At 68.4% G+C, this 19271-nt stretch carries 15 protein-coding genes; 8 read left to right on the top strand and 7 right to left on the bottom strand.

What is annotated here, in order from left to right:
- Positions 1 to 44: 44 nt before the first annotated feature.
- The 6 genes from CW359_RS01015 to CW359_RS00990 all read left to right on the top strand — a co-directional run bounded on the left by CW359_RS01015 (position 45) and on the right by CW359_RS00990 (position 7828).
- Positions 45 to 2324 carry a beta-glucosidase gene (locus tag CW359_RS01015; protein ID WP_232838147.1) on the top strand — a complete coding sequence of 760 codons (2280 nt, stop codon included), beginning with the start codon at positions 45 to 47 and terminating at the stop codon, positions 2322 to 2324.
- A 137-nt stretch (positions 2325 to 2461) separates the two neighbouring features.
- Positions 2462 to 4225 (top strand): family 43 glycosylhydrolase, encoded by a 1764-nt coding sequence (locus CW359_RS01010; protein WP_105967744.1) that lies wholly within the window; start codon positions 2462 to 2464, stop codon positions 4223 to 4225.
- Between the two features lie 52 nt (positions 4226 to 4277).
- Positions 4278 to 5045, top strand: a complete 768-nt coding sequence (locus CW359_RS01005; protein ID WP_105967743.1) for an SDR family NAD(P)-dependent oxidoreductase — start codon at positions 4278 to 4280, stop codon at positions 5043 to 5045.
- A 63-nt stretch (positions 5046 to 5108) separates the two neighbouring features.
- The gene (locus tag CW359_RS01000) at positions 5109 to 5888 is read left to right on the top strand and encodes an SDR family NAD(P)-dependent oxidoreductase (protein WP_157968450.1); all 780 of its coding nucleotides are present in this window, start codon (positions 5109 to 5111) and stop codon (positions 5886 to 5888) included.
- A 179-nt stretch (positions 5889 to 6067) separates the two neighbouring features.
- Positions 6068 to 7081 (top strand): aldo/keto reductase, encoded by a 1014-nt coding sequence (locus tag CW359_RS00995; protein WP_105967741.1) that lies wholly within the window; start codon positions 6068 to 6070, stop codon positions 7079 to 7081.
- A gap of 201 nt (positions 7082 to 7282) precedes the next feature.
- Positions 7283 to 7828 carry a TetR/AcrR family transcriptional regulator C-terminal domain-containing protein gene (locus CW359_RS00990; RefSeq protein WP_105967740.1) on the top strand — a complete coding sequence of 182 codons (546 nt, stop codon included), beginning with the start codon at positions 7283 to 7285 and terminating at the stop codon, positions 7826 to 7828.
- Positions 7829 to 8087: 259 nt separating this feature from the next.
- On the opposite strand, the gene CW359_RS00985 is transcribed toward CW359_RS00990, so the two are convergent.
- The 4 genes from CW359_RS00985 to CW359_RS00970 are packed head-to-tail and all read right to left on the bottom strand — an operon-like array spanning position 8088 to position 13777.
- Positions 8088 to 10103: an acetoacetate--CoA ligase gene (locus tag CW359_RS00985; RefSeq protein ID WP_105967739.1), complete on the bottom strand. Its 2016-nt coding sequence runs from the start codon at positions 10101 to 10103 to the stop codon at positions 8088 to 8090.
- Positions 10104 to 10116: 13 nt separating this feature from the next.
- On the bottom strand, positions 10117 to 11700 hold the full coding sequence (mhpA, locus tag CW359_RS00980) for a bifunctional 3-(3-hydroxy-phenyl)propionate/3-hydroxycinnamic acid hydroxylase MhpA (protein ID WP_105967738.1): 1584 nt from the start codon (positions 11698 to 11700) through the stop codon (positions 10117 to 10119).
- Complete coding sequence (locus tag CW359_RS00975) at positions 11697 to 12635, bottom strand: fumarylacetoacetate hydrolase family protein (protein ID WP_105967737.1); 939 nt, start codon at positions 12633 to 12635, stop codon at positions 11697 to 11699. The genes mhpA and CW359_RS00975 overlap by 4 nt, the downstream gene beginning before the upstream one ends.
- Positions 12632 to 13777 carry a VOC family protein gene (locus CW359_RS00970; protein ID WP_105967736.1) on the bottom strand — a complete coding sequence of 382 codons (1146 nt, stop codon included), beginning with the start codon at positions 13775 to 13777 and terminating at the stop codon, positions 12632 to 12634. Before CW359_RS00970 ends, CW359_RS00975 begins: the two co-directional genes overlap by 4 nt.
- 137 nt (positions 13778 to 13914) lie before the next feature.
- Here CW359_RS00970 and CW359_RS00965 point away from each other — a divergent pair, with 137 nt between their 5' ends.
- A complete protein-coding gene (locus tag CW359_RS00965; protein WP_105967735.1) occupies positions 13915 to 14556 on the top strand; it encodes a TetR/AcrR family transcriptional regulator in 642 nt (213 codons plus the stop codon).
- 494 nt (positions 14557 to 15050) lie between these two features.
- Positions 15051 to 15710, top strand: a complete 660-nt coding sequence (locus CW359_RS00960) for a TetR/AcrR family transcriptional regulator (protein WP_105967734.1) — start codon at positions 15051 to 15053, stop codon at positions 15708 to 15710.
- A 107-nt stretch (positions 15711 to 15817) separates the two neighbouring features.
- Here CW359_RS00960 and CW359_RS00955 read toward each other — a convergent pair whose 3' ends face one another.
- From CW359_RS00955 to CW359_RS00945, 3 genes are all read right to left on the bottom strand, one after another.
- Positions 15818 to 16474, bottom strand: a complete 657-nt coding sequence (locus tag CW359_RS00955) for a TetR/AcrR family transcriptional regulator (protein WP_105967733.1) — start codon at positions 16472 to 16474, stop codon at positions 15818 to 15820.
- An 848-nt stretch (positions 16475 to 17322) separates the two neighbouring features.
- Positions 17323 to 18228 (bottom strand): LysR family transcriptional regulator, encoded by a 906-nt coding sequence (locus tag CW359_RS00950; protein WP_105967732.1) that lies wholly within the window; start codon positions 18226 to 18228, stop codon positions 17323 to 17325.
- A gap of 78 nt (positions 18229 to 18306) precedes the next feature.
- Entirely contained in the window at positions 18307 to 19242 is a 936-nt protein-coding gene (locus CW359_RS00945; protein WP_105967731.1) for a dihydrodipicolinate synthase family protein, read from the bottom strand.
- Between the last annotated feature and the right edge of the window lie 29 nt (positions 19243 to 19271).

Below are 19271 nucleotides of genomic sequence, written 5' to 3'. Positions count from 1 at the left end.
GGCGCGACGTGGCCGTCGCGACAGCCCGCCCACCACTCCTCACCGTGGCCCTCGCCCGGTCTAGTGCAGAAGGAAATCCCATGGCGCAAGTCGGCCTGCAGGCCCTGTCGCTCGAACAGAAGGCGTCGTTGCTGACCGGCGGCGGCTTCTGGTCCACGGCGGCCATCCCCGAGGCGGGCGTTGCCACGATCGTGCTCGCCGACGGTCCGCACGGTGTCCGACGTCAGAAGCACGGCACCGATCATCTGGGGCTGCACCACAGCGAACCGGCGACGTGCTTTCCGCCCGCAGTCGCGGTGGGCTCCAGCTGGAGCGAGGAGGTGGCGTCGAAGGTCGGCGCCGCCCTCGCGGAGGAAGCACGGGCGCTGGGGGTGGACGTCCTGCTCGGACCCGGAGTGAACATCAAGCGATCGCCTCTCGGTGGACGCAACTTCGAGTACTACTCGGAGGACCCGCTGCTGTCCGGAGTACTGGCCACCGCCTACGTGAAGGCCCTCCAGGCGGGCGGCGTCGGGGCCTCACTCAAGCACTTCGCGGCCAATGACCAGGAGACCGAGCGCATGGTCATCAGTGCCGACGTCGACGAACGCACGCTGCGCGAGATCCATCTGTCGGCCTTCGAACGCGTCGTCACCGAGGCCGAGCCGGCCACGGTCATGTGCTCCTACAACAAGATCAACGGCGTTCACGCGTCGGAGAACCACTGGCTGCTCACACAGGTTCTACGCACCGAGTGGGGGTACACCGGCGCGGTGATCTCCGACTGGGGAGCCGTGCGCACACGTCCCGCGGCGCTGAATGCCGGTCTGGACCTGTCCATGCCCGGACCCGGTCACCACTCGACCCAGGCCCTCGTCAAGGCCGTGCGGGACGGTCGTGTCGAGGAATCCGCGGTGGACCGGGCGGCGGAGCGAGTACTTGCCCTCATCGATGGCTCCGGGCGCCGGCCGGCCGCTCCGGATCTGGACGCGCACCACGAGCTGGCCCGCGAGCTCGCGACCGAATGCGCGGTTCTCCTGAAGAACGCGCACGGCACACTCCCACTCGACCGAACGTCGTCCGTCCTCGTGGTCGGGGAGTTCGCGACCACACCGCGATACCAGGGCGGCGGCAGCTCACACGTCAACGCGACGCGTGTCGACGTCCCGCTGGAGTGCATCGAGAACCATGCCGCGGCGCGGGGAACCACTCTCATGTACGCGCGAGGCTTCGACACCCGGGAGGAGGACGGAGACGCGCTGCGCGCGGCGGCGGTGCGCGCAGCGACGGAGGCCGAGGTGGTCGTCGTCTTCGCGGGCAACCCGGAGGCCGAGGAGACCGAGGGTCTCGATCGCGATCGTCTCGAACTGCCGCCTGCGCAGGTACAGCTCATCAAGGAACTCGCTGCGGTGGCCCCGCGGACCGTCGTCGTGCTCGCGAACGGAGGGATCGTCTCGCTCGAGGAGTGGCACGACGACGTAGACGCGATTCTGGAAGGTTTCCTCCTCGGCCAGGGCGGAGGCGCGGCGATCGCCGATCTCCTCTTCGGTGCGGCCAATCCCTCCGGTCGGCTCGCGGAAACCATCCCCCACCGGCTGAAGGACACCCCCACCTATCTTTCGTTCCCCGGGGAGCAGGAGCACGTTCGTTACAACGAGGGCGTCATGATCGGGTACCGGTACTACGAGACGGTCGGCGCCCCGGTCCGCTACCCGTTCGGACACGGTCTGAGCTACACGGATTTCGACGTGTCCGATCTGCGGGTGCAGGTCGACGGACCGGCCGAGGCATTGGCGACCGTCACGGTCACCAACGTGGGAACCCGTGCCGGCAAGTACGTCGTGCAGGTGTACGTCTCCACACACACCGGTCCTGTCAGGCGCCCGGAACGCACGCTCGCGGCCTTCACCAAGGTGCACCTCGAACCCGCTGAGACCCGGACAGTCCAACTCTCCCTGGATCGCCGAGCGTTCGCATACTGGGATCTGCCCCTTGCCCGGTGGGTGGTTCCGGACGGGGCCTACGTCGTCCAGGTCGGGGAGAACGCCTCCGCGCTCCTCCACGAGCAGCTCGTCCACCTTGCGGGCGACGGCGTCCGGCCTCCGCTCTCGCTGCAGTCGGATGTCGCCGACTGGCTCGCTCATCCGGTTGCGGGGGCCCCGCTCAGGGCCCGCCTCGCCCCGCTCATCGCGCAGGGCGGACCGGAACCCGAGCCCTTCGAGGACAGCGACATGATGCGCATGGTGGGTTCGATGCCAATGAGTCAGATCCTCAACCTGACAGGCGGCGCGATCGACAGTGACTGGCTCGTGTCGCTTCTGGACAACTCCGACACGCGAGCCTGAGCGCCTCGTCAACGAGCGGTCTCCACCCTGCGCGCCCGGACCGGCAAGCCCCTTGCCGCCTCCGACAGCCCCGCCCTTTCGGCCGGCCAGGGAGCACGGCCGCACTCTCCCGCGAACAAGGAAGAAAGCACGCACCCATGACCTCTGACTCCCCCCGCCCCACGACAGCCGTCACCTGCAACCCTCTGAACATCCCGTACCGCTACCAGGACGTGCGCCCCATGGGCGCGGAGCGGACCGTGCACCGCGAGGCGGCCGACCCCACCATCGTCCGGTACCGCGGCCGGTTCTATCTCTTCGCGTCGATGTCGGCGGGATTCTGGCACTCGACGGACCTGCTCACATGGGAGTACCAGGCGACCAGGAAGCTGCCGGCCCTCGACTACGCTCCCCACGCGCGGGAGATCAACGGCGCCCTCTACGTCACGGCGTCCAGGCTGACCGACAGCCCGATCTTTCGCAGCGAGGATCCCCTCGCGGACGACTTCACCGTGTTGAACCCAGGATTCCCCTTCTGGGACCCGCACTTCTTCCAGGACGACGACGGCGCCGTCTACTTCTACTGGGGCTGCTCGAACAAGGAGCCCATCACCGGCGTCCGCCTCGACGCGGTGACCCTGGACAAGGAGGGCGATCCGGTCGCCCTCTTCGGCGGCGCTCCCGACCTTCATGGCTGGGAGCGGATCGGAGAGAACCACGTCAAGGCCGAGCCCCTGACGGAGAGGGCGAAAATCATCGCTCAGTACCTCGGCGACGCACCGTTCGTCGAGGGCGCCTGGATGACAAGGCACAACGACACGTACTACCTGCAGTACGCCGCACCAGGCACGGAATGGAACACGTACGCCAACGGGTATTACACCGGATCCTCGCCGCTCGGGCCGTTCGAGTACTCGCCGAACAGCCCGTTCTCGTCGAAGCCGGGCGGCTTCGTCACCGGAGCCGGCCACGGCAGCACCTTCCAGGACGAACACGGCAACTGGTGGCACGCCTCCACCATGCGTGTCTCGGTACATCACGAATTCGAACGGCGCATCGGGCTGTTCCCGGCCGGCTTCGATTCCGACGGTGTCCTCTTCTGCAACCAGAACTTCGGGGACTATCCGGCGCTCGTACCCGACCGCCGCGTCGATCCGTGGACGGAAACCTTCGCAGGCTGGATGCTGCAGTCGTTCCGGACGGTGACGGCCGCCTCCTCGTCCGCCGAGGGACACGAACCCGAACTCGCCGTCAACGAAGACATCCGCACCTGGTGGACCGCCGGAACCTCGCGGCCCGGAGAGTGGCTCCAGACCGATCTCGGCGAGGAACGCACCATCACGGCGATTCAACTCAACCTCGCCGACGAGGACATGGCGAGTCACGCGCCGGACGGGACCGACGGCGAGGACCTCACCGGAGCGTGGAGAGCCATCTACCCTGACCTGTATCCGACCGAGGTCCTCATCGAGGTCTCGTCGGACGGCCAGGAGTGGCACACCGTCTCGGACAATCGAGGCTCGGGCGAAGACGCTCCGCACGCGTTCGTGGTGCTTGAGCCCGCCCGGAGAGCCCGACTTATCAGAGTGACGGCCGGCCGGATGCCCTTCGACGGCCCCTTCTCGATCAGCGGACTCCGTGTCTTCGGCACCGGCGACGGAGCAGCACCACCAACCGCCACTGCCCGAGCGATGCGCGTCGACGACCTCACCGCAAGGATCGAGTGGGATCCCAGCGAGACAGCCCAAGGGCACAACGTCCGCTATGGCATCGCGCCCGACAAGCTCTACCACAGCTGGCTGCTCTACGAGCAGAACGATCTCGACCTCCGCAGTCTGAACGCGGGACACGACTACTGGGTCGCCGTCGACTCCTTCAACGAGAACGGCATCACCCCGGGCCCGGTCGTCAAGATCACCTGAGGCCCGCCCCGCCACGCGACCAACCCGTCACCAAGCACGGAGGAGATCACTCATGCAGGGCCTGCACAACAAGGTCATCGTCTTCGCAGGCGCCGGCGGAATCGCCACCGCCACCGCGCAGTTCCTCGGCGCCGGGGGCGCCCGGATCGTGGTTGGCGACGTCGTCGAGGCGTCGGCCGAGACCACCGTCCAGGCTGCCCGGGACGCCGGCGGCGAGGGCATCGCCACCGTCGTCGACATCGCGGACGAGGACCAGGTCAAGCAACAGATCGACCTGGCGATCAACACATACGGCCGCATCGACGGCCTGTTCAACGTCGCCGCCAACATTCACCCCGACGAGGTCGCCAAGGACACCGACGTGACGGGCATCGATCTGGCTGCGTGGCAGCGCACGATCGACGTCAACCTCACCGGGTACCTGCTGACGCTCAAGCACGCGTTGCCCCACCTGATCGCCGGCGGTGGCGGATCCGTGGTCAACGCTCTGTCCGGCGCGGTCTACGCCGGGATGCCCGACAAGGTCGCCTACTCGGCGACCAAGGCCGGCATCGGTGCACTCACCCGCCATGTCGCCCGCCGCTACGGAAAGGACAGCGTTCGTTGCAACGGGGTCGCCCCCGGCCTGGTCATGACCCAGCAGACCGAACGCAACCTGCCCGAAGAGTTCCGCGACATGATCCTCGCGAGCACTCCGGCGCCGCGCCACGGCCGGCCCGAGGACATCGGTGCCACGGTGGCCTTTCTCCTGTCCGACCTCGCCGCATGGACAACCGGACAGATCCTCTGCGTCGACGGCGGAACCACGATGCGCACCTGACCGCTGCTGGGCACCGAAATACAGCCGATTGCCATCAACCTCTCGATGCAAGAAGGAAGAAACATGGGAAAGCTGGACGGGAAGATCGTGTTGCTCACCGGAGCCTCCTCGGGCCTGGGCAAGCAGCAGGCGATCCGGATGGCCGAAGAGGGCGCCAGCCTCGCGATATGCGCGAGGACCGAGAGCAAGCTCTCCGCGACCCGGAAGCTCTGCGAGGACCGGGGAGCCGAGGTCTTGGCGATGCCGACCGACATCATGGACCACGATGCGCTGTCCACGTTCGTGGCCGCGACCGTCGAGAAGTTCGGCACCATCGACGTACTCGTCAACAACGCGCACACCATCACCGTCCCGGCCCCGTTCCTCGAGAAGACCATCGACGATCTCGATGTCGAGATGCGCAGCTCCGTGTACGCCTACTGGCACCTCATGAAGCTCTGTTTTCCCTACCTGCGCGACAAGCCCGGAGCTGGTTCGTCCATCATCAACTTCGCCTCGGAAGCGGGTGTGATGGGCGACGCGTTGTACGCACCGTACGCGGCGTCGAAGGAGGCGGTTCGAGGGCTGTCGCGCGTCGTGGCGAGGGAATGGGGACAGTACAGGATTCGCGTCAACACGCTGTGTCCCAATGGCATGACGGACAACATCTCCGGTGGGCTCGACTGGATGGAACCCCAGACGCGCGAACACATCGAGAAGAGTTTCGTGAACAACCCGTTCGGTCGCGTCGGCAACCCCTACGAGGACGTCGCACCGGTGACCGTCTTTCTGGCGTCGGACGACAGTCGGTGGATCACAGGGCAGAACCTTCATGCGGACGGCGGGGGCCTGATCAACGCCTAAGAATCATGATCAGCGGGTCGGGGGTGAAGGCGTCGCGGCGCGCTTGACCGGATCCAACGCCGACAGCGGCGCGGGACGCCCACCGTCCGCCCGACCGATCGCTCCGGGATCCTGCCCCGACCCGGTCCTCGTCCGAGGCCACCCTCCTCGGCGAGCCCAAAATCAACGAAGGACACAGAATGAGCATCCCCAGCCGCACTCTCGGCGGGCGCCTCACAGTCGGAGCCGTGGGCTTCGGCGCCATGGGCTACGCGGCGGCCTACGGCCAGGCGGCCACCGGCACAGACTCCCCCGAAGACCTGATCAGCCGGGCGCTGGATCTCGGTGTCACCCTGCTCGACACCGCTGACATCTACGGTGACAGCGAGCAGATCCTCGGCCGTGCGCTGACCGGGCGCCGCGAGTCCGTCGTACTCGCCACCAAGTTCGGCATCGTGACTCCGCCGATGGGCGGGAATCCCCCCGTCATGAACGGCACTCCCGCCTACATGCGCGAACGCATCGAACGCTCCCTCACACTGCTGAAGACCGATTACGTCGACCTGTACTACCTGCACCGTGTCGACCCCGGCCTGCCGATCGAGGAGACCGTCGGTGCGATGGCCGAACTCGTCACCGAGGGCAAGGTCCGGCACCTCGGGTTGTCCGAGGCCGCCCCCGACACGATCCGCCGGGCGCATGCGGTACACCCCATCACGGCGGTGGAGACCGAATGGTCCCTGTGGGCGCGTGACATCGAAGCCGAGATCTTTCCCCTGGCTCAGGAACTGGGCATCAGCGTCGTGCCCTACAGCCCGCTCGGCCGTGGCGCGCTGACCGGCGCCATCACCTCGCGAAACGACCTTGCGGAGAACGACTGGCGACGCACGATGCCCCAGTACGCCGAAGGAACGCTTGACAAGAACCTCACCACCCTCGACGTCGTGCGGGACATCGCAACGGCCCACAAGGCCACCCCCGGGCAGGTGTCATTGGCCTGGCTGCTCGCCAAGGCGCCCGATGTCGTCCCGATACCCGGCACTCGGCGCATCGCCTACCTCGAACAGAACACCCGGGCGGCCGACGTCGCACTCACCGCTGACGACATGGCGCGGCTCGACGCCGTCACCGTGCTCGGCGAGCGGGAGCACATGGCGGACAACTGGACATCCGGCGTCAGCCCCAGGCCGAACAGTCACGGTCACTCCGCCTGACGCGGGTGGGGGCCTCCTCGACGTGTTGAAGCCGACTGAGGCCGACGCTGGTCAGTGCCGACCGTCAGGGGACGGGAGCGAGCTTGCCCCCTGGGTGCCGGGTGGCAGACCGGGGCGACAGCGGCCTACCATCGGCCGTCGGTGGGCCGCGACCACCGCGCCGGCGCAGGCGGTTGAGGTCGGCGAACGAGGAGCGTCCGGATGCCACGCAACAACCTGAGCCGGGAGCAGATCGTCCGGGCAGCCGTCGGGCTGCTGGACACCGTAGGAGTCGACGGGCTGAGCATGCGGCAGCTCGGCAACCGCCTCGGTTCCACCGCGGCGGCTGTCTACTGGCACGTCAAGGACAAGGAGGAAATCCTCGTACTGGCTGCCGACGCGGTATGGGGAGAGATACGGCTGCCCGACCCGCACGAGAGCGGATGGCGGGCGGCGGTCACGGCCATGGCCAACGAACTGCACGCGATGACCTTGCGGCATCCGTGGCTCGTACCGGCCATGAGTTGCCATCCCCTGTACATCCCCGGCCGAGCCCACCACGACGACCACCTGCTCGCCGTCTGCCGAGCCGCCGGGTTCACCGGGCGGGAAGCGGAGCAGGCGATGAAGACCGTGCTGACCTTCGTGCTCGGCACCGCCCTCGACGCGAACGAGGGCGGACCCACCGAATCGACCGGCGGCGATCTGGCCTTCGGCCTTCAGGTGATCCTCGACGGTCTCCAAAGCCGGCTCGCCGTTCGGCCATGAGCGAGGAGCCTGTCTGTTCCGGTGTCCGGCGTCCGTGCCGGCGGGAGAGAAGAGGCCGTACTCAACGGCCGTCCCGGGTCAGGGAATCCCGCGGGTTCGTGACCAGCCATGGCGCGTGGTCGGATTTCCGGTCGTGGCAGGTCTCGGGTGACGACGGCAGCGTTACCACCGGTCTATGCCGAGGGCGCCGTTCATCGGCCGCGCCACCGTACCCGAGCGCAGGGTCGGCGCACACCGTGCCGCGGTCCGGGCGGTGGGATCAGGTGCTGCTGCGCGCGCTCCGGCGTTCCGCGCCCAGACGGATGAAATGGGCGAGGAGCTCAGGGCTGTCGACGGTCGCGGGGCTGACGACCTGCTCGGCGGGGGCGCCTTGGAGAAGGCGTTTGACGGGGACTTCGAGTTTCTTGCCGGTGCGCGTATGGGGGATGCCCGGGACGGCGAGGATCTCGTCGGGCACGTGACGGGGTGAGGCGCCGGTGCGGATGGCGTGGCGGATCCTGTCCCGCAGGGCGTCGTCCAGGATCACTCCGGCTGCCGGGACCACGAACAGGGGCATCCAGTAGCCGCCCTCCGGTTCCTCCGCGCCGATGACCAGAGCCTCGGTGATCTCCGGGAGGTGTTCGACGACGTCGTGGATGTCGGCGCTGCCCAGGCGGACGCCGTTGCGGTTGAGGGTGGAGTCGGAGCGTCCGTGGACGATCACCGAGCCATGGGAGGTGAGGGTGATCCAGTCGCCGTGCCGCCACACCCCCGAGTAGGTGGTGAAGTAGGCGTCCCGGTAGCGGCTGCCGTCGGGGTCGTTCCAGAAGTACAGCGGCATGGACGGCATGGGACGGGTGACGACCAGCTCGCCGACCTGGTCGACCACCGGGTGGCCCTCGGCGTCGTACGCGGCCAGGGCGACCCCCAGGTTCGGGGCGGACAGCTCGCCCGCCCAGACGGAAGTCGTGGGGGCGCTGCCGGCGAAGCCGGAGGCGATGTCCGTGCCGCCGGTGCTGGAGGCGAGTTGGACGCGTTCGCCCACGTGGGCGCGGACCCAGGGGTAGGCGGAGGCGGGCAGGGTGGAACCGGTGCAGCCGACGGCGCGGACGGACGAGAGATCGTGGACGGACGGGTCGATATCGAACTTGGCCATGGCCAACAGATATTGGGGGCTTGTGCCGAAGAGTGTGACGCGGTGCCGGGCGGCCAGTTCCCACAGCACGTCCGGCCGGGTGAGCGGCGCCGGGCTGCCGTCGTATGTGCAGGTGGCCGCTCCGGTCAGGAGTGTGGAGACCGCCAGGTTCCACATCATCCAGTGGGTGGTGGTGTACCAGAGGAAGCGGTCGCCGGGGCCGAGGTCGGACTGAAGACCCAGGGTCTTGAGGTGTTCCAGCAGGATGCCACCATGACCGTGGGCGATGCCCTTGGGCGGGCCGGTGGTGCCGGAGGAGAACAGGATCCACAGCGGGTGGTCGAACGGCACCGGGGTGCAGACGAGTTGCTCGCTGCGGGTGGACGCGTCCTCCCACGTGAGGTTGATCGCCGGGTAGTTGTCGTGAGGCCAGGGCAGCCCCACATGGTCCACCAGGACGGTGGCCTTGAGGGTGGGCAGAGCGCGGGCAAGTTCGAGTACGGCTGCGCGGCGGTCGTGGGTGGCACTGTTGAAGAGGTAGCCGTCGGCCGCGATGAGGACCGTGGGCTCCAACTGAGCGAAGCGATCGGCGGCGGCCTTGGGGGCGTAGTCCTGGCCGCACACCGACCAGACGGCACCGAGGCTCGCGGCGGCGAGGAACGCGACGATGGCGTGCGGGGTGTTGGGGAGATAGCCGACGACCCGGTCGCCCTGGCCGACGCCCAGGTCGCGCAGAGTGGCGGCGACCGAGGCGACCTGGGCGCGCAACTGCTCCCCGGACACCTCGTAGCCTGCGCCGGACTCGTCCAGCGCGATGATCGCGGGCCGGTCGTTGCGGAGGTGACGCAGGGCGTGGTGGGCGTAGTTGAGGGTGGCGCCGGGGAACCAGCGGGCGCCCGGCATCCTCTCCTCCTCCAGAACTTGCTCGTACGGGGTGGCCGTGTCGACGTCGAAGTACTCCCACACCGAACTCCAGAACCCCTCCAGGTCGGTGACGGACCAGCGGTGCAGGGCGGCGTAGTCGGTGTGGTCGTAAGCGACTTGGACACCCCGGTGCTGGGTGACCCAGCGACCGAACTCCGCGATCCGGCTGGTGGTGGTGGCTTCCGGGTCGAAGGCCCAGAAGGGCTTCCCGGGCGGGGTGAGCTGTGCACTGGTCATCGCGATGCGCTCCTCAACAGGGGGCGGTGGCAAGTGGGTCGGTGGGGGACGGGAACCGGGTGGTGCACAGCAGCGGCGCCCAGGCGACGGTGTCCGTGAAGTCGGCTGAGCCCTGCGGGACGACGTCCAGCACGACGCGGTCCGGGCGCAGCAGTACGGCGTCCGCCCGGCCGTCGCGCAACCATGCGGCAAGGGCCCCGTCGTCACCGAGGTCGTCGGTGGCGACGATCCGTGCGCCGATCGCCTCGGCGACGGCCCGCAGCCAAGGCGCGGCAGGGACGGCACTGAGGACGGCGAAGCTGTCGCCGAGCAGCTCGTCGAGTCGGACCCGACCGGCGTCGACGTTCACCCAGGGCTGCGGACAGGACGAGCCCGCCAGGTCCCGACCGCCCAGGTGGGCGCGCCGTCGTACGAGGGCGCTCCGGCTCAGGGCCGGACTCGGGTCGCGGCCCGCCGCCTTCCGCAGGGCGGGTAGTCGGCAGGCCGCGCTCACGACGCTCCGGCGCAGCGTGGCGGCAGCACCTTGGCCCCCGGTCATGGCCCAGCCCATCGCGACGGCGAGGCGGATCATGTGCCGGGCGTGCGGCTTGCGTTCACTCTCGTAGGTGTCCAAAAGACGTTCATCGGCGCCCTTTCGGAGGACGCGGCCGAGCTTCCACGTGAGGTTGTACGCGTCGCGCATGCCCGTGCACAGGCCCTGGCCGATGAACGGCGGGGTGAGGTGGGCGGCGTCGCCGAGCAAGAAGACGCGCCCCTGGCGCCAGCGGTCGGCGACACGGGCCCGGAAGGTGTATTCGGCCTGCCGGATCACTTCGACGTCGCTGTCGTCCGCCGCTTCCACCCACGGAGCGATCAGCTCCCGTACCCGTCGGGCATCGAGCTCTTCCCCGTCACGCAGGCGGAACTCCCAGCGGTAGCGGTCCGCACCTATCCGCATGAACGTCGCGGCCCGGGTGGGGTCGCAGACCTGCTCGACACCCTCCCAGGAGCGGACTGGCAGGCGCGTGCGGACATCGATGACGGTCCAGCGCTCCTCGAACCGCAGGTCCTCCCATACGGCCCCGATGACCTGGCGGGTGAGGCTGCCGGCCCCGTCGCAGCCGAGGACGGCCTCCGCCTCCAGGTACTCGGGACTCTCCCCGTCGTCGCGATGCAGGCTCACCCGGACGGGACCCTCGCCGTTCTGGTCGATGCCGACGACCTCGACTCCGCCCCGCAGTTCGCACTCGGGCCGCTGCGCCAGAGCCTTGCGCAGCAGCTTCTCCAGTTCCGGCTGGTCGAACATGCTGGTCTGCGGGAAGCCATGGTGTCCGTGAGCGGAGCGCCGGAACTCGCCGATCACCCGGTGCCGTGCGTCGAGCAGCCGTAGACCTCTGGCCGGGCGGGCGATGGCGGCGAACTCCTCGTGGACGCCGGCGGCTTGCAGGATCCGCCGGACCTCGTCGTCCATGGCGACGGCGCGCGGCAGCGGGTAGATGTCCTGGTGGCGTTCGAGGACGACGCTCCGTACGCCGCGGCGGGCGAGCAGGAGAGCGGCCGTGACCCCCACCGGTCCGGCACCGATGATCACCACGGGTACCCGGGGGACGGCGCTCACCGTGCGTCCGTGACGGGAGTGCGCTGTTCGCCGAGGTCGATCCTCCGGTCGGGGGTGGAGATGGTGGCGGTGATGACGTTGCCCTCTTGGAGGTAGTGCGGGTTGCGGGCCTGGCTGTTGAAGAACGCCTTCCACTTCAGGGCCGGCGGCAGCAGTGCGCCGATCTTCTCGATCGGTTTCGGTGGTGCCTTCAGGGCCGTGCCGCCCGGAGTGCCGGTGAGCAGCAGATCGCCGGGGTCGAGGTTCTGGAAGCGGGCCAGCAGCGTCAGCGCCTGCGCCGGACGGACGATCATGTCGGCCAGAGTCCGGTCCTGGCGCGGGCTGCCGTCGACCGACAGCCTCAGCCGCAGGTCGAGGAGATGAGGGAAGTCCTCCGGCTCCAGCAGCGCCAGGTACGGCCCGGTCGGCGTGAAGGAGGGGTACGACTTGCTCTCGTAGAACTGGCCCTTGGTCAGTTGTACGTCACGGGCGCTCACGTCGTTGGTGAGGACCAGCCCCGCGACGTACGAGGGCAGGTCGGTCTCGGTGACCACCGTGCCCACCGGCAGGGGCGCGCCCATGACCAGGCCGAGCTCGACCTCGTAGTCGAGGAACCTCACGTGCGATGGCTTGACGACGGTGTCCTGCGGGCCGCTCACGGAACTGGAGGCCTTGCGGAAGAAGGTGGGCGGGATCTCCCCCGTGAAGCCCGAATCGCGGGCGTGGCTGCGGTAGTTGACCATCTGTGCGACGACCCGGCACGGGGTGGTGACCGGGGACAGCACGGCCAGATCCGCGACCGGCGTGCCTGTCTCCCCGCTGGTGGCAGCCTCCCGTACGGCTTCGCGGTCCGCAAGCAACTCGGCGGTGGCGGCGGCCTTGGTCTCGATACGGACGGCGCGCTCGTCGTGCACCACCCACCAGCCCTCCGGGGTACGCAGGACGTTCGTGCTCATGGGTTCATCGCCTTCAACAGGCCCAGCAGCCGGGCGGGGTCGAGTTCGCTGTCGTCGCGCAGGGCGCGCAGCAGCTCGCGGATCTTGGCGGGCGAGGGATTCGTACCGAGGAACTCGCGGGTGACGGGCGGCCCCCACTGCGCCAGCCCGCTTGCCGACAGCGGAGCCCAGCCCGGCTCCACGTCGCAGGAGAACAGGTCGCCGTCCGCGAAGTGCTCCACCATGAAGCGGTCCGGATCACGCCAGTAGTCGAAGATCTGGCTGCCCTGGATGTGCCGGCCGATGCCCCAACTGCGCTGGTAGCCGCGCTCGGCCAGGTACTCTCCGCCCGCGGCGAGCGCGTCGAGGTCGGTGACCTGGTAGGCGGAGTGGACGTAGTGCGTTCCCGGTCCCAGGTGCATGGCCAGTGTGTGATGGTCCACGGCGACGCTTCCCTGGTCGCAGCGGAAGAACGCCATGACCGGGCCGCGCTCCCGCTGCCCGTCGAGGAAGTGGAAGTCGCTGATGATCATGCCGAGGGTTTCGAGATACCAGTTCATGCTTCGGGTGAACGCCCTGGTCTCCAGCACCAGATGTCCCAGCCGCTGGATCCGGGACGGCTCGCGCGGCGGTCGCTGGGTGGCGTTCCTGCGACGCTGATCCGTCCCGAAGTTGAGGAGGAGAGGCCGCTGCCCGGGCAGTTCCGGCAGTTCCTCGGCGCAGTGCACCACCCGCACCGGGAGGCCGGAGGGATCCAGCAGGTCGACCAGCTTGCCGCCGCCGGGGACGTCCGCGTCGCGCAAGGCGGTCCCCGTCGCCCGGGCGAGCCGGTCCAGATCGGCCCGTTCGGCCGCGCGGAACGTCTGACCGATGAAACGGGACGTACGTCCCCGGCGGATCACCACGCAGGGCGAGCCCGCGAAGGTGCCGCGCAGCCAGAGGGTGTCCGGCGTACGGGCGGCGACTGAGAAACCGAAGTCACGCGCGAAGACCTCGGCGCGGTCCAGATCGGGCTTCTCGAATTCCACCCAGGCCAGGTCAGCCACCTTGATCACCGGGTTGGGAGCCCGCCCGGGGTGCTCGTCGCGCAGGGCGCCCTGCTCACTGTGCAGGTCCTGGTGGGCGGTCGTGACGTCGGCCTGGGCGGTTTGGGTTTCGGACATGGCGTCCTCCAAGCAACATTGCCGTAATGAGGGAATCATCAACTCTGCTCATCTCGTCGTCAATAGTTGATTCCTGGTTAACTGACGAAAAACTCAGATACGCTGACTTGGTCACCAGGGTTGCTAGGCTCCGCTTCATGCCCACATCAGTGCCGACCGCCAATCGCTTCGAGCGACGTCGCGCGGCGACCCGCAAGGCCCTCGTCGACGCGGCCCGGCAGATCCTCGCGGAGACCGGTGAGACCGGCGTCAGCATCCAGGTCATCGCCGACCGGGCGGACGTGGGATTCGGCTCCTTCTACAACCACTTCGAGTCGAAGGCGCAGTTGTTCGACGCTGCGGTGTCGGACGCCCTGGAAGAGTTCGGTCAGGCCATCGACGAGCAACTGCGGGAGACCGACGACCCGGCCGAACTCGTCGCGGCCGGCTTCCGCCTCACCGCCCGGATGGCCGACTCGCATCCGGATCTGATGCGGATCCTGCGCCATCGTGGCCTCGCACACATCCATTCCGACAAGGGCAGTGCTCCGCGCGCTCGACGCGACCTGGAACGGGGCATCGCCACGGGCCGTTTCGCTCGTGTCGACCCGACCGTCGCCCTGTCCGCCCTGGGCGGGACGCTGTTGTCACTGGTCGAGCTGCGGTTCTCCCGACCCGATCTCGACGGCGAGGAAGCTGCCGCGAGCCTGGCCGAGATGGCCTTGCGCATGCTGGGACTGTCGGATGCCGAGGCTCGCGAGATCGCCCGCCGACCCCTGCCCTCCGGCGTCGGCGGCTGAAGGGGGCGGGCCCCGCGGCGACCTGTGCTCTCCTCGCGGGTGGCGAGGGTGGGGCTCTGTCCTGCTGGTCATCGGTCTGTGGATGGGTGATCTGTATGAGGCGGCCCCTTTCCGGTTCGGCCTGTCTGGCCTCGGTGAGCCGGGGGCGACCGCCTGCCTGCCGTCCATACGCGTGCCGCGGCGGCCTCCTGTCCCGCGCCGCGGTGCGTGCATGGCCGCCACGACCTGAGAAACCTTATTGCGGATACAATGTATCCGTAACGGGGAGAGTGGGCAACGGTTTCGGGAGTGGCTCATCGCGCCCTGTGGGTCGAGCGCGCATGCGCCGTTGCCGAAAGTAATGAAATCAAACATATCGGGGACATTGGCCACGCTGGGCTGGGCGTGGCAGAGAGGGGCACTCAGTGGCTCAGGAAAGAGCTCCCGCCCCCGGCAGCCCTGCCTGGTGGGCGAGCCGAACGCCTGCTCCCGTGTACCGGCGCGGACGTCCCCCGATGGACGTCAGCCAAATCGTGGACACGGCCCTGAGCCTCATCGACCAAGTCGGAATACAGGCCCTGACGCTGCGCATACTCGCCGACACGCTGGACTCCGGCACGGCGACGCTCTACCGGCACTTCAAGGGCAAGGACGAACTCCTCGCCCTCGTGGCCGACAGGATCGTCGGCGAGGTCCGGATCACGCCCGAGCGACTGAGCGGGTTGCCCTGGCGGGAAGCGGTGACCGTCGCCGCGGAGGCCTTCCACGATGCTGTGTGCCTGCACTACCAGGCGATTTCCTTGTTGACGGCTCAGGTTCCCGTCGGCCCCAACAGTCTCCGCGCCCGAGAACAGCTCATCGCGCTGTTCCTGAGCCACGAAATCCCCGTCGGCCTGGCCGCACCCGCCTTCACCGCCGTCGGCCACTACGTCATCGGTTTCGCAGTCCAGCAACGTGGCCCGGGGGCATCGTCGGCCGAAGACCAGGCGCACCTGCGGAAGTACTACCGCTCCTTGGACCCGGTCGCCTATCCGGCGATCAACGCCGCGGCCGACGACCTGGCCTCCTTGCCGCTGCGGGAGGAGTTCCGGTTCGGTCTCGACCTGCTCCTCGACGGACTGGAGCAGGCCAGGCGCAAACTGTCCGAGGCGCCCGACGGGGCCAGCGGGGACTGACTCCACGCCCGGACCCCCTTGGTGGGCGCCTTCGCCCGCTACCGCGGGGCCCGTGCGCCTGGCGCGGCGGCCCAGGTCGAGTGGCCCCCTTGGCGCGGGCGTGCCCCTCAACCGGCGGAATCCTGTCGGCTGTCTGCGGCGGTGAGGTCGGGCAGGGGCAGTCGGCAGATCCGGTGGGCCTCGCTGACGGACAGGCCGAACATGCGCAGCAGGTCCTCGGTGACCTGGTCCGTGGCCTCCGCTTCGTCTCTCTCGGGGTGGTCGTGCAGGAGTTGACCGAGGCAGAGCTGTGCGCCCGCGACAATGACCAGAGCGAGTTCGGGGTCGCGCACGCTGAACCGCTCGGCGCGGACCGCTGCTTCGATGTCACGCAGAGCGCGGGAGGCGATGCCTTTGTCCGGTGCGGCCAGGGCCAACCCGTTGTTCAGCAGGATCTTGCTGAGTTCTGGTCGGCGGCGGTGCAGACGTCCGGTCAGACGGAAGCTCTGCGCGAACACATGCGCAGGGTCGGGCAGGTCGGCCGTCAGTGCGTCCAGCAGGTCCCCGTACGCATCGAGTCCGTGCTCGATCGCGGCCTGGTAGAGCTGCTCCTTGGTCTCGAAATGGTTGTAGAACGATCCCATCCCCACGTCGGCGGCCTGCGTGATCTCCAGGATCGGGACGTTCGTCCTGCCGGCCGCGATGAAGGCCGTGGCCGCGTCGATGAGCGTGGCGCGGGTGCGCGCCTTCCGCCGTTCCGACCGGTTCGGGACATCTTCCGTCATGCCTGCTCCCCCCTCACGGTGCCAGGGCTCACTCTATCCATGGTCCGTCAGAGATGAGGAGATCGTCAGTTCAGTTGGCGACGATGCGCTGGTCGGCCGGACAGCCAGATACGACGAGGCCGCCGGTTCCCTGCCATCCGGGTCCGAGTCTCTTCGGCCGGGAGTCGGGTGGAGGTACTGGCCTGGCGCGCTCGCGAACGCGACGCCCGTGCCGGCCTGGCATCGACAAGTAACTGTTCGACCGGCATCGTGCGCGATCCCTGGGCGTCTGTGACGCGCCCAGCCGGTAGGCGAGCGGTGCCACGCCTGCCTTTGTCCGCGGCGAGAGCGGCAACGACAAGGCTGAGCCTTCGATCCGGACTTGACGTACCCCCCCCATGGTGAACATGAAGGTTCTGGACAATTGCGTGCGCCTCGCCCTCCGCTACGCCGCAGGCGGTCCCCAGACGGGCCGAGCAGACAGCGGCGCTGCTGCGGCCCGTCCCGACGATCGGACGGCCACCTGTCGAACCCTGCCGACCACACCGGCCGGTTCGCCGTTCCTGGACGGTTGCGGCTGCCCATGGCGATCATCGGCGTGGTATCAGGCACCGTGATGGTCCTCCCGCCCTCGACGGCCTTGGACGAACGCCCGATACCCTCGGGCCGGGTGTCCGGACCTCCTCGGCCGAGACACTCGGACCTGGTATGCGTGCGGGTTCCGGCGGCTGTTTCGACGCGTCGTCGGGGAGCAGCAGGAAAAACAGGTCGCCCCAGGACTGCCGCGACGGCGACCGCAGCGAGGTGTGTGCGGCGACTCGTCCTCAGCGGTCCGGTTCGGTCCGTCCTGCACACCACGTCGGGCAGCATCAGTAGCGGAAGGCTCCTGGGGGCAGATCCTGCTCCGCGGTCAGCGGCAGTTCGAGAGAGGTGAGCATGTCCTGGTAGCGGGCCGCCAGTTGGGAGGGATGCTTCCTGCTGAACGTCACGAGTTCTCGGTAGAAGCCGGGGCCGATGCTCCGCGCGTGGCCGGCCCACCGCAGCGGTACCGCGTTCTCGGGCACGACTGCCAGCCCGATGCCCTCGACGGCGAACAGCAGAGCTGCCGAAACCTGGCCCGTGCGTGCCACGGCACGTGGAGTGAACCCGCAATGGGTCGCCATCCGGTCCACGACCTCGCTCATGCCCTGCTCCTGCTCGTAGAGCACCCAGTCGGCTTTGGTCAGCTCCGCCGGTTCCACAGCCGTGTCCGAGGGATGTTCGGCCGGGCCGATCACCACCATTTCCTCATAGCCGAGTGACGTGACGGGCCCGTCCCACGAGGCAGGCCGTGGCCCCACGGCGATGTCGCCCCGACCGCCGAGCACGGCCTCCTCAAGGTCCCTTCGGTGCGAGAAATCGTGCAGCCTGAGGACAGTCGAAGGGAACAGGGAATGCCAGCGCGCGGCGGACGACGGGAGGATGCCCGATGCCACAGACCTTACGGTGAGCACGTGAACGTCGCCCTTTCGCCCCTCTACCACCTGGCGAACGGAGTCGTGGGCGTCCTGGACGGCCTGGACGGCACTTTGGGCTCGGGGCAGAAAGATCCGTCCGGCAGGTGTCAGGGAAACGCCGTGGCGGCCTCGTTCGAGCAGATCCGCCCCCAGTTCGTTCTCCAGAGCGCGGATCTGCTGGGAAAGCGAGGGCTGTGTGACATAGAGCCGAGCTGCGGCCCCGCTGAATGAGCCGACCTCACAGATGGCCAGGAAGTACTCCAGCTGTCGCAGCTGCATGTGGCGAGACTACTCCAGTGTCATCGGGCGATGGACGTACCCGTCCGGCCCCTACGGCGGGTGGGAAGGACGGGCGCCTCAGGTTGGGAGAGCGACTCTGTCGTCCTTGCGGGACAGTCGTGACAGCAGGTAGTCCACCTCGCCACGCGCCCGGACGGAGAGTGCGGCACCGGGATTGCGCTGTGTGTCGGAAGCCAGCAGACCACGCCGCATCATCACGTACTTGCGCACGGCCAGACCGATACCGGGCTGCTGTTCGTAGCGCAGCAGGGGCAGATGAGCGTCGAAAGCATCGTGAGCGGCTTCGCGCTCGCCCGCCGAGGTGTGGCGGACGACGTCGACCAGAAGTTCGGGCACGCAGTATCCCGTCATGGCTCCGTCCGCTCCCCGCTCGGTCTCGAAGTCGAGGAACAGGCCACCGTTTCCGCACAGGATCGACAGGCGCGGCATGGTGGCGTCCGCCTCCAGCTGCCGAAGGCTGCTGATCTTCTCCAAGCCCGGCCAGTCCTCGTGCTTCAGCATCACGCATCCGGGCAGAGCGCTTGCGATCCGGGCGATGACCGCGGGTGACATCTCCACGGAGAACGAGAGCGGGTAGTCCTGGATCACGAAGGGCACGTCCGCACCGATGGCCTCGGCCGCTCCCTCGTAGTAGGCCGTGATCCGGTCATCGGTCCGCAGCGTGTGGGGCGGGGCGATCATGACGCCGGCGGCGCCGGCCGACATGACCTCCGTGGACAGTGCCCGCATGGCGGCGTAGCCGGGTGCCGACACACCTACGACGATCGGCAGATCGGTCCGTTTCAGTACGTGCCTGACAACGCGCACGCTCTCGTCGTGGGACAGCTTGGGCGCTTCGCCCATCTGGCCGAGCAGTGTCAGACCGGTGACGCCGACCGATGCGTAGAAGTCGGTCAGCCTGCCCAGCGAGGCGAAGTCAATGCCACCTTCGTTGTCGAACGGTGTCGGGGCGATAGCAAAGACGCCCTGGGTCGTGCGAGTCAGCAGCGTCATGAGGCCACCCTTTTCATGTCGGCTCTTCG

Origin of the sequence: Streptomyces geranii (assembly GCF_002954775.1) — a bacterium.
Classification (GTDB): Bacteria; Actinomycetota; Actinomycetes; order Streptomycetales; family Streptomycetaceae; genus Streptomyces; species Streptomyces geranii.
Note: the sequence above shows the minus strand (reverse complement) of the source record. Positions and strands in the feature narration are given on the sequence as shown.

Coding starts and splice junctions, on each gene's coding strand:
- CW359_RS01010 (WP_105967744.1), top strand. CDS start 2,462: ATGACCTCTGACTCCCCCCGCCCCACGACAGCCGTCACCTGCAACCCT.
- CW359_RS01005 (WP_105967743.1), top strand. CDS start 4,278: ATGCAGGGCCTGCACAACAAGGTCATCGTCTTCGCAGGCGCCGGCGGA.
- CW359_RS01000 (WP_157968450.1), top strand. CDS start 5,109: ATGGGAAAGCTGGACGGGAAGATCGTGTTGCTCACCGGAGCCTCCTCG.
- CW359_RS00995 (WP_105967741.1), top strand. CDS start 6,068: ATGAGCATCCCCAGCCGCACTCTCGGCGGGCGCCTCACAGTCGGAGCC.
- CW359_RS00990 (WP_105967740.1), top strand. CDS start 7,283: ATGCCACGCAACAACCTGAGCCGGGAGCAGATCGTCCGGGCAGCCGTC.
- CW359_RS00985 (WP_105967739.1), bottom strand. CDS start 10,103: ATGACCAGTGCACAGCTCACCCCGCCCGGGAAGCCCTTCTGGGCCTTC.
- CW359_RS00975 (WP_105967737.1), bottom strand. CDS start 12,635: ATGAGCACGAACGTCCTGCGTACCCCGGAGGGCTGGTGGGTGGTGCAC.
- CW359_RS00970 (WP_105967736.1), bottom strand. CDS start 13,777: ATGTCCGAAACCCAAACCGCCCAGGCCGACGTCACGACCGCCCACCAG.
- CW359_RS00965 (WP_105967735.1), top strand. CDS start 13,915: ATGCCCACATCAGTGCCGACCGCCAATCGCTTCGAGCGACGTCGCGCG.
- CW359_RS00960 (WP_105967734.1), top strand. CDS start 15,051: ATGGACGTCAGCCAAATCGTGGACACGGCCCTGAGCCTCATCGACCAA.
- CW359_RS00955 (WP_105967733.1), bottom strand. CDS start 16,474: ATGACGGAAGATGTCCCGAACCGGTCGGAACGGCGGAAGGCGCGCACC.
- CW359_RS00950 (WP_105967732.1), bottom strand. CDS start 18,228: ATGCAGCTGCGACAGCTGGAGTACTTCCTGGCCATCTGTGAGGTCGGC.
- CW359_RS00945 (WP_105967731.1), bottom strand. CDS start 19,242: ATGACGCTGCTGACTCGCACGACCCAGGGCGTCTTTGCTATCGCCCCG.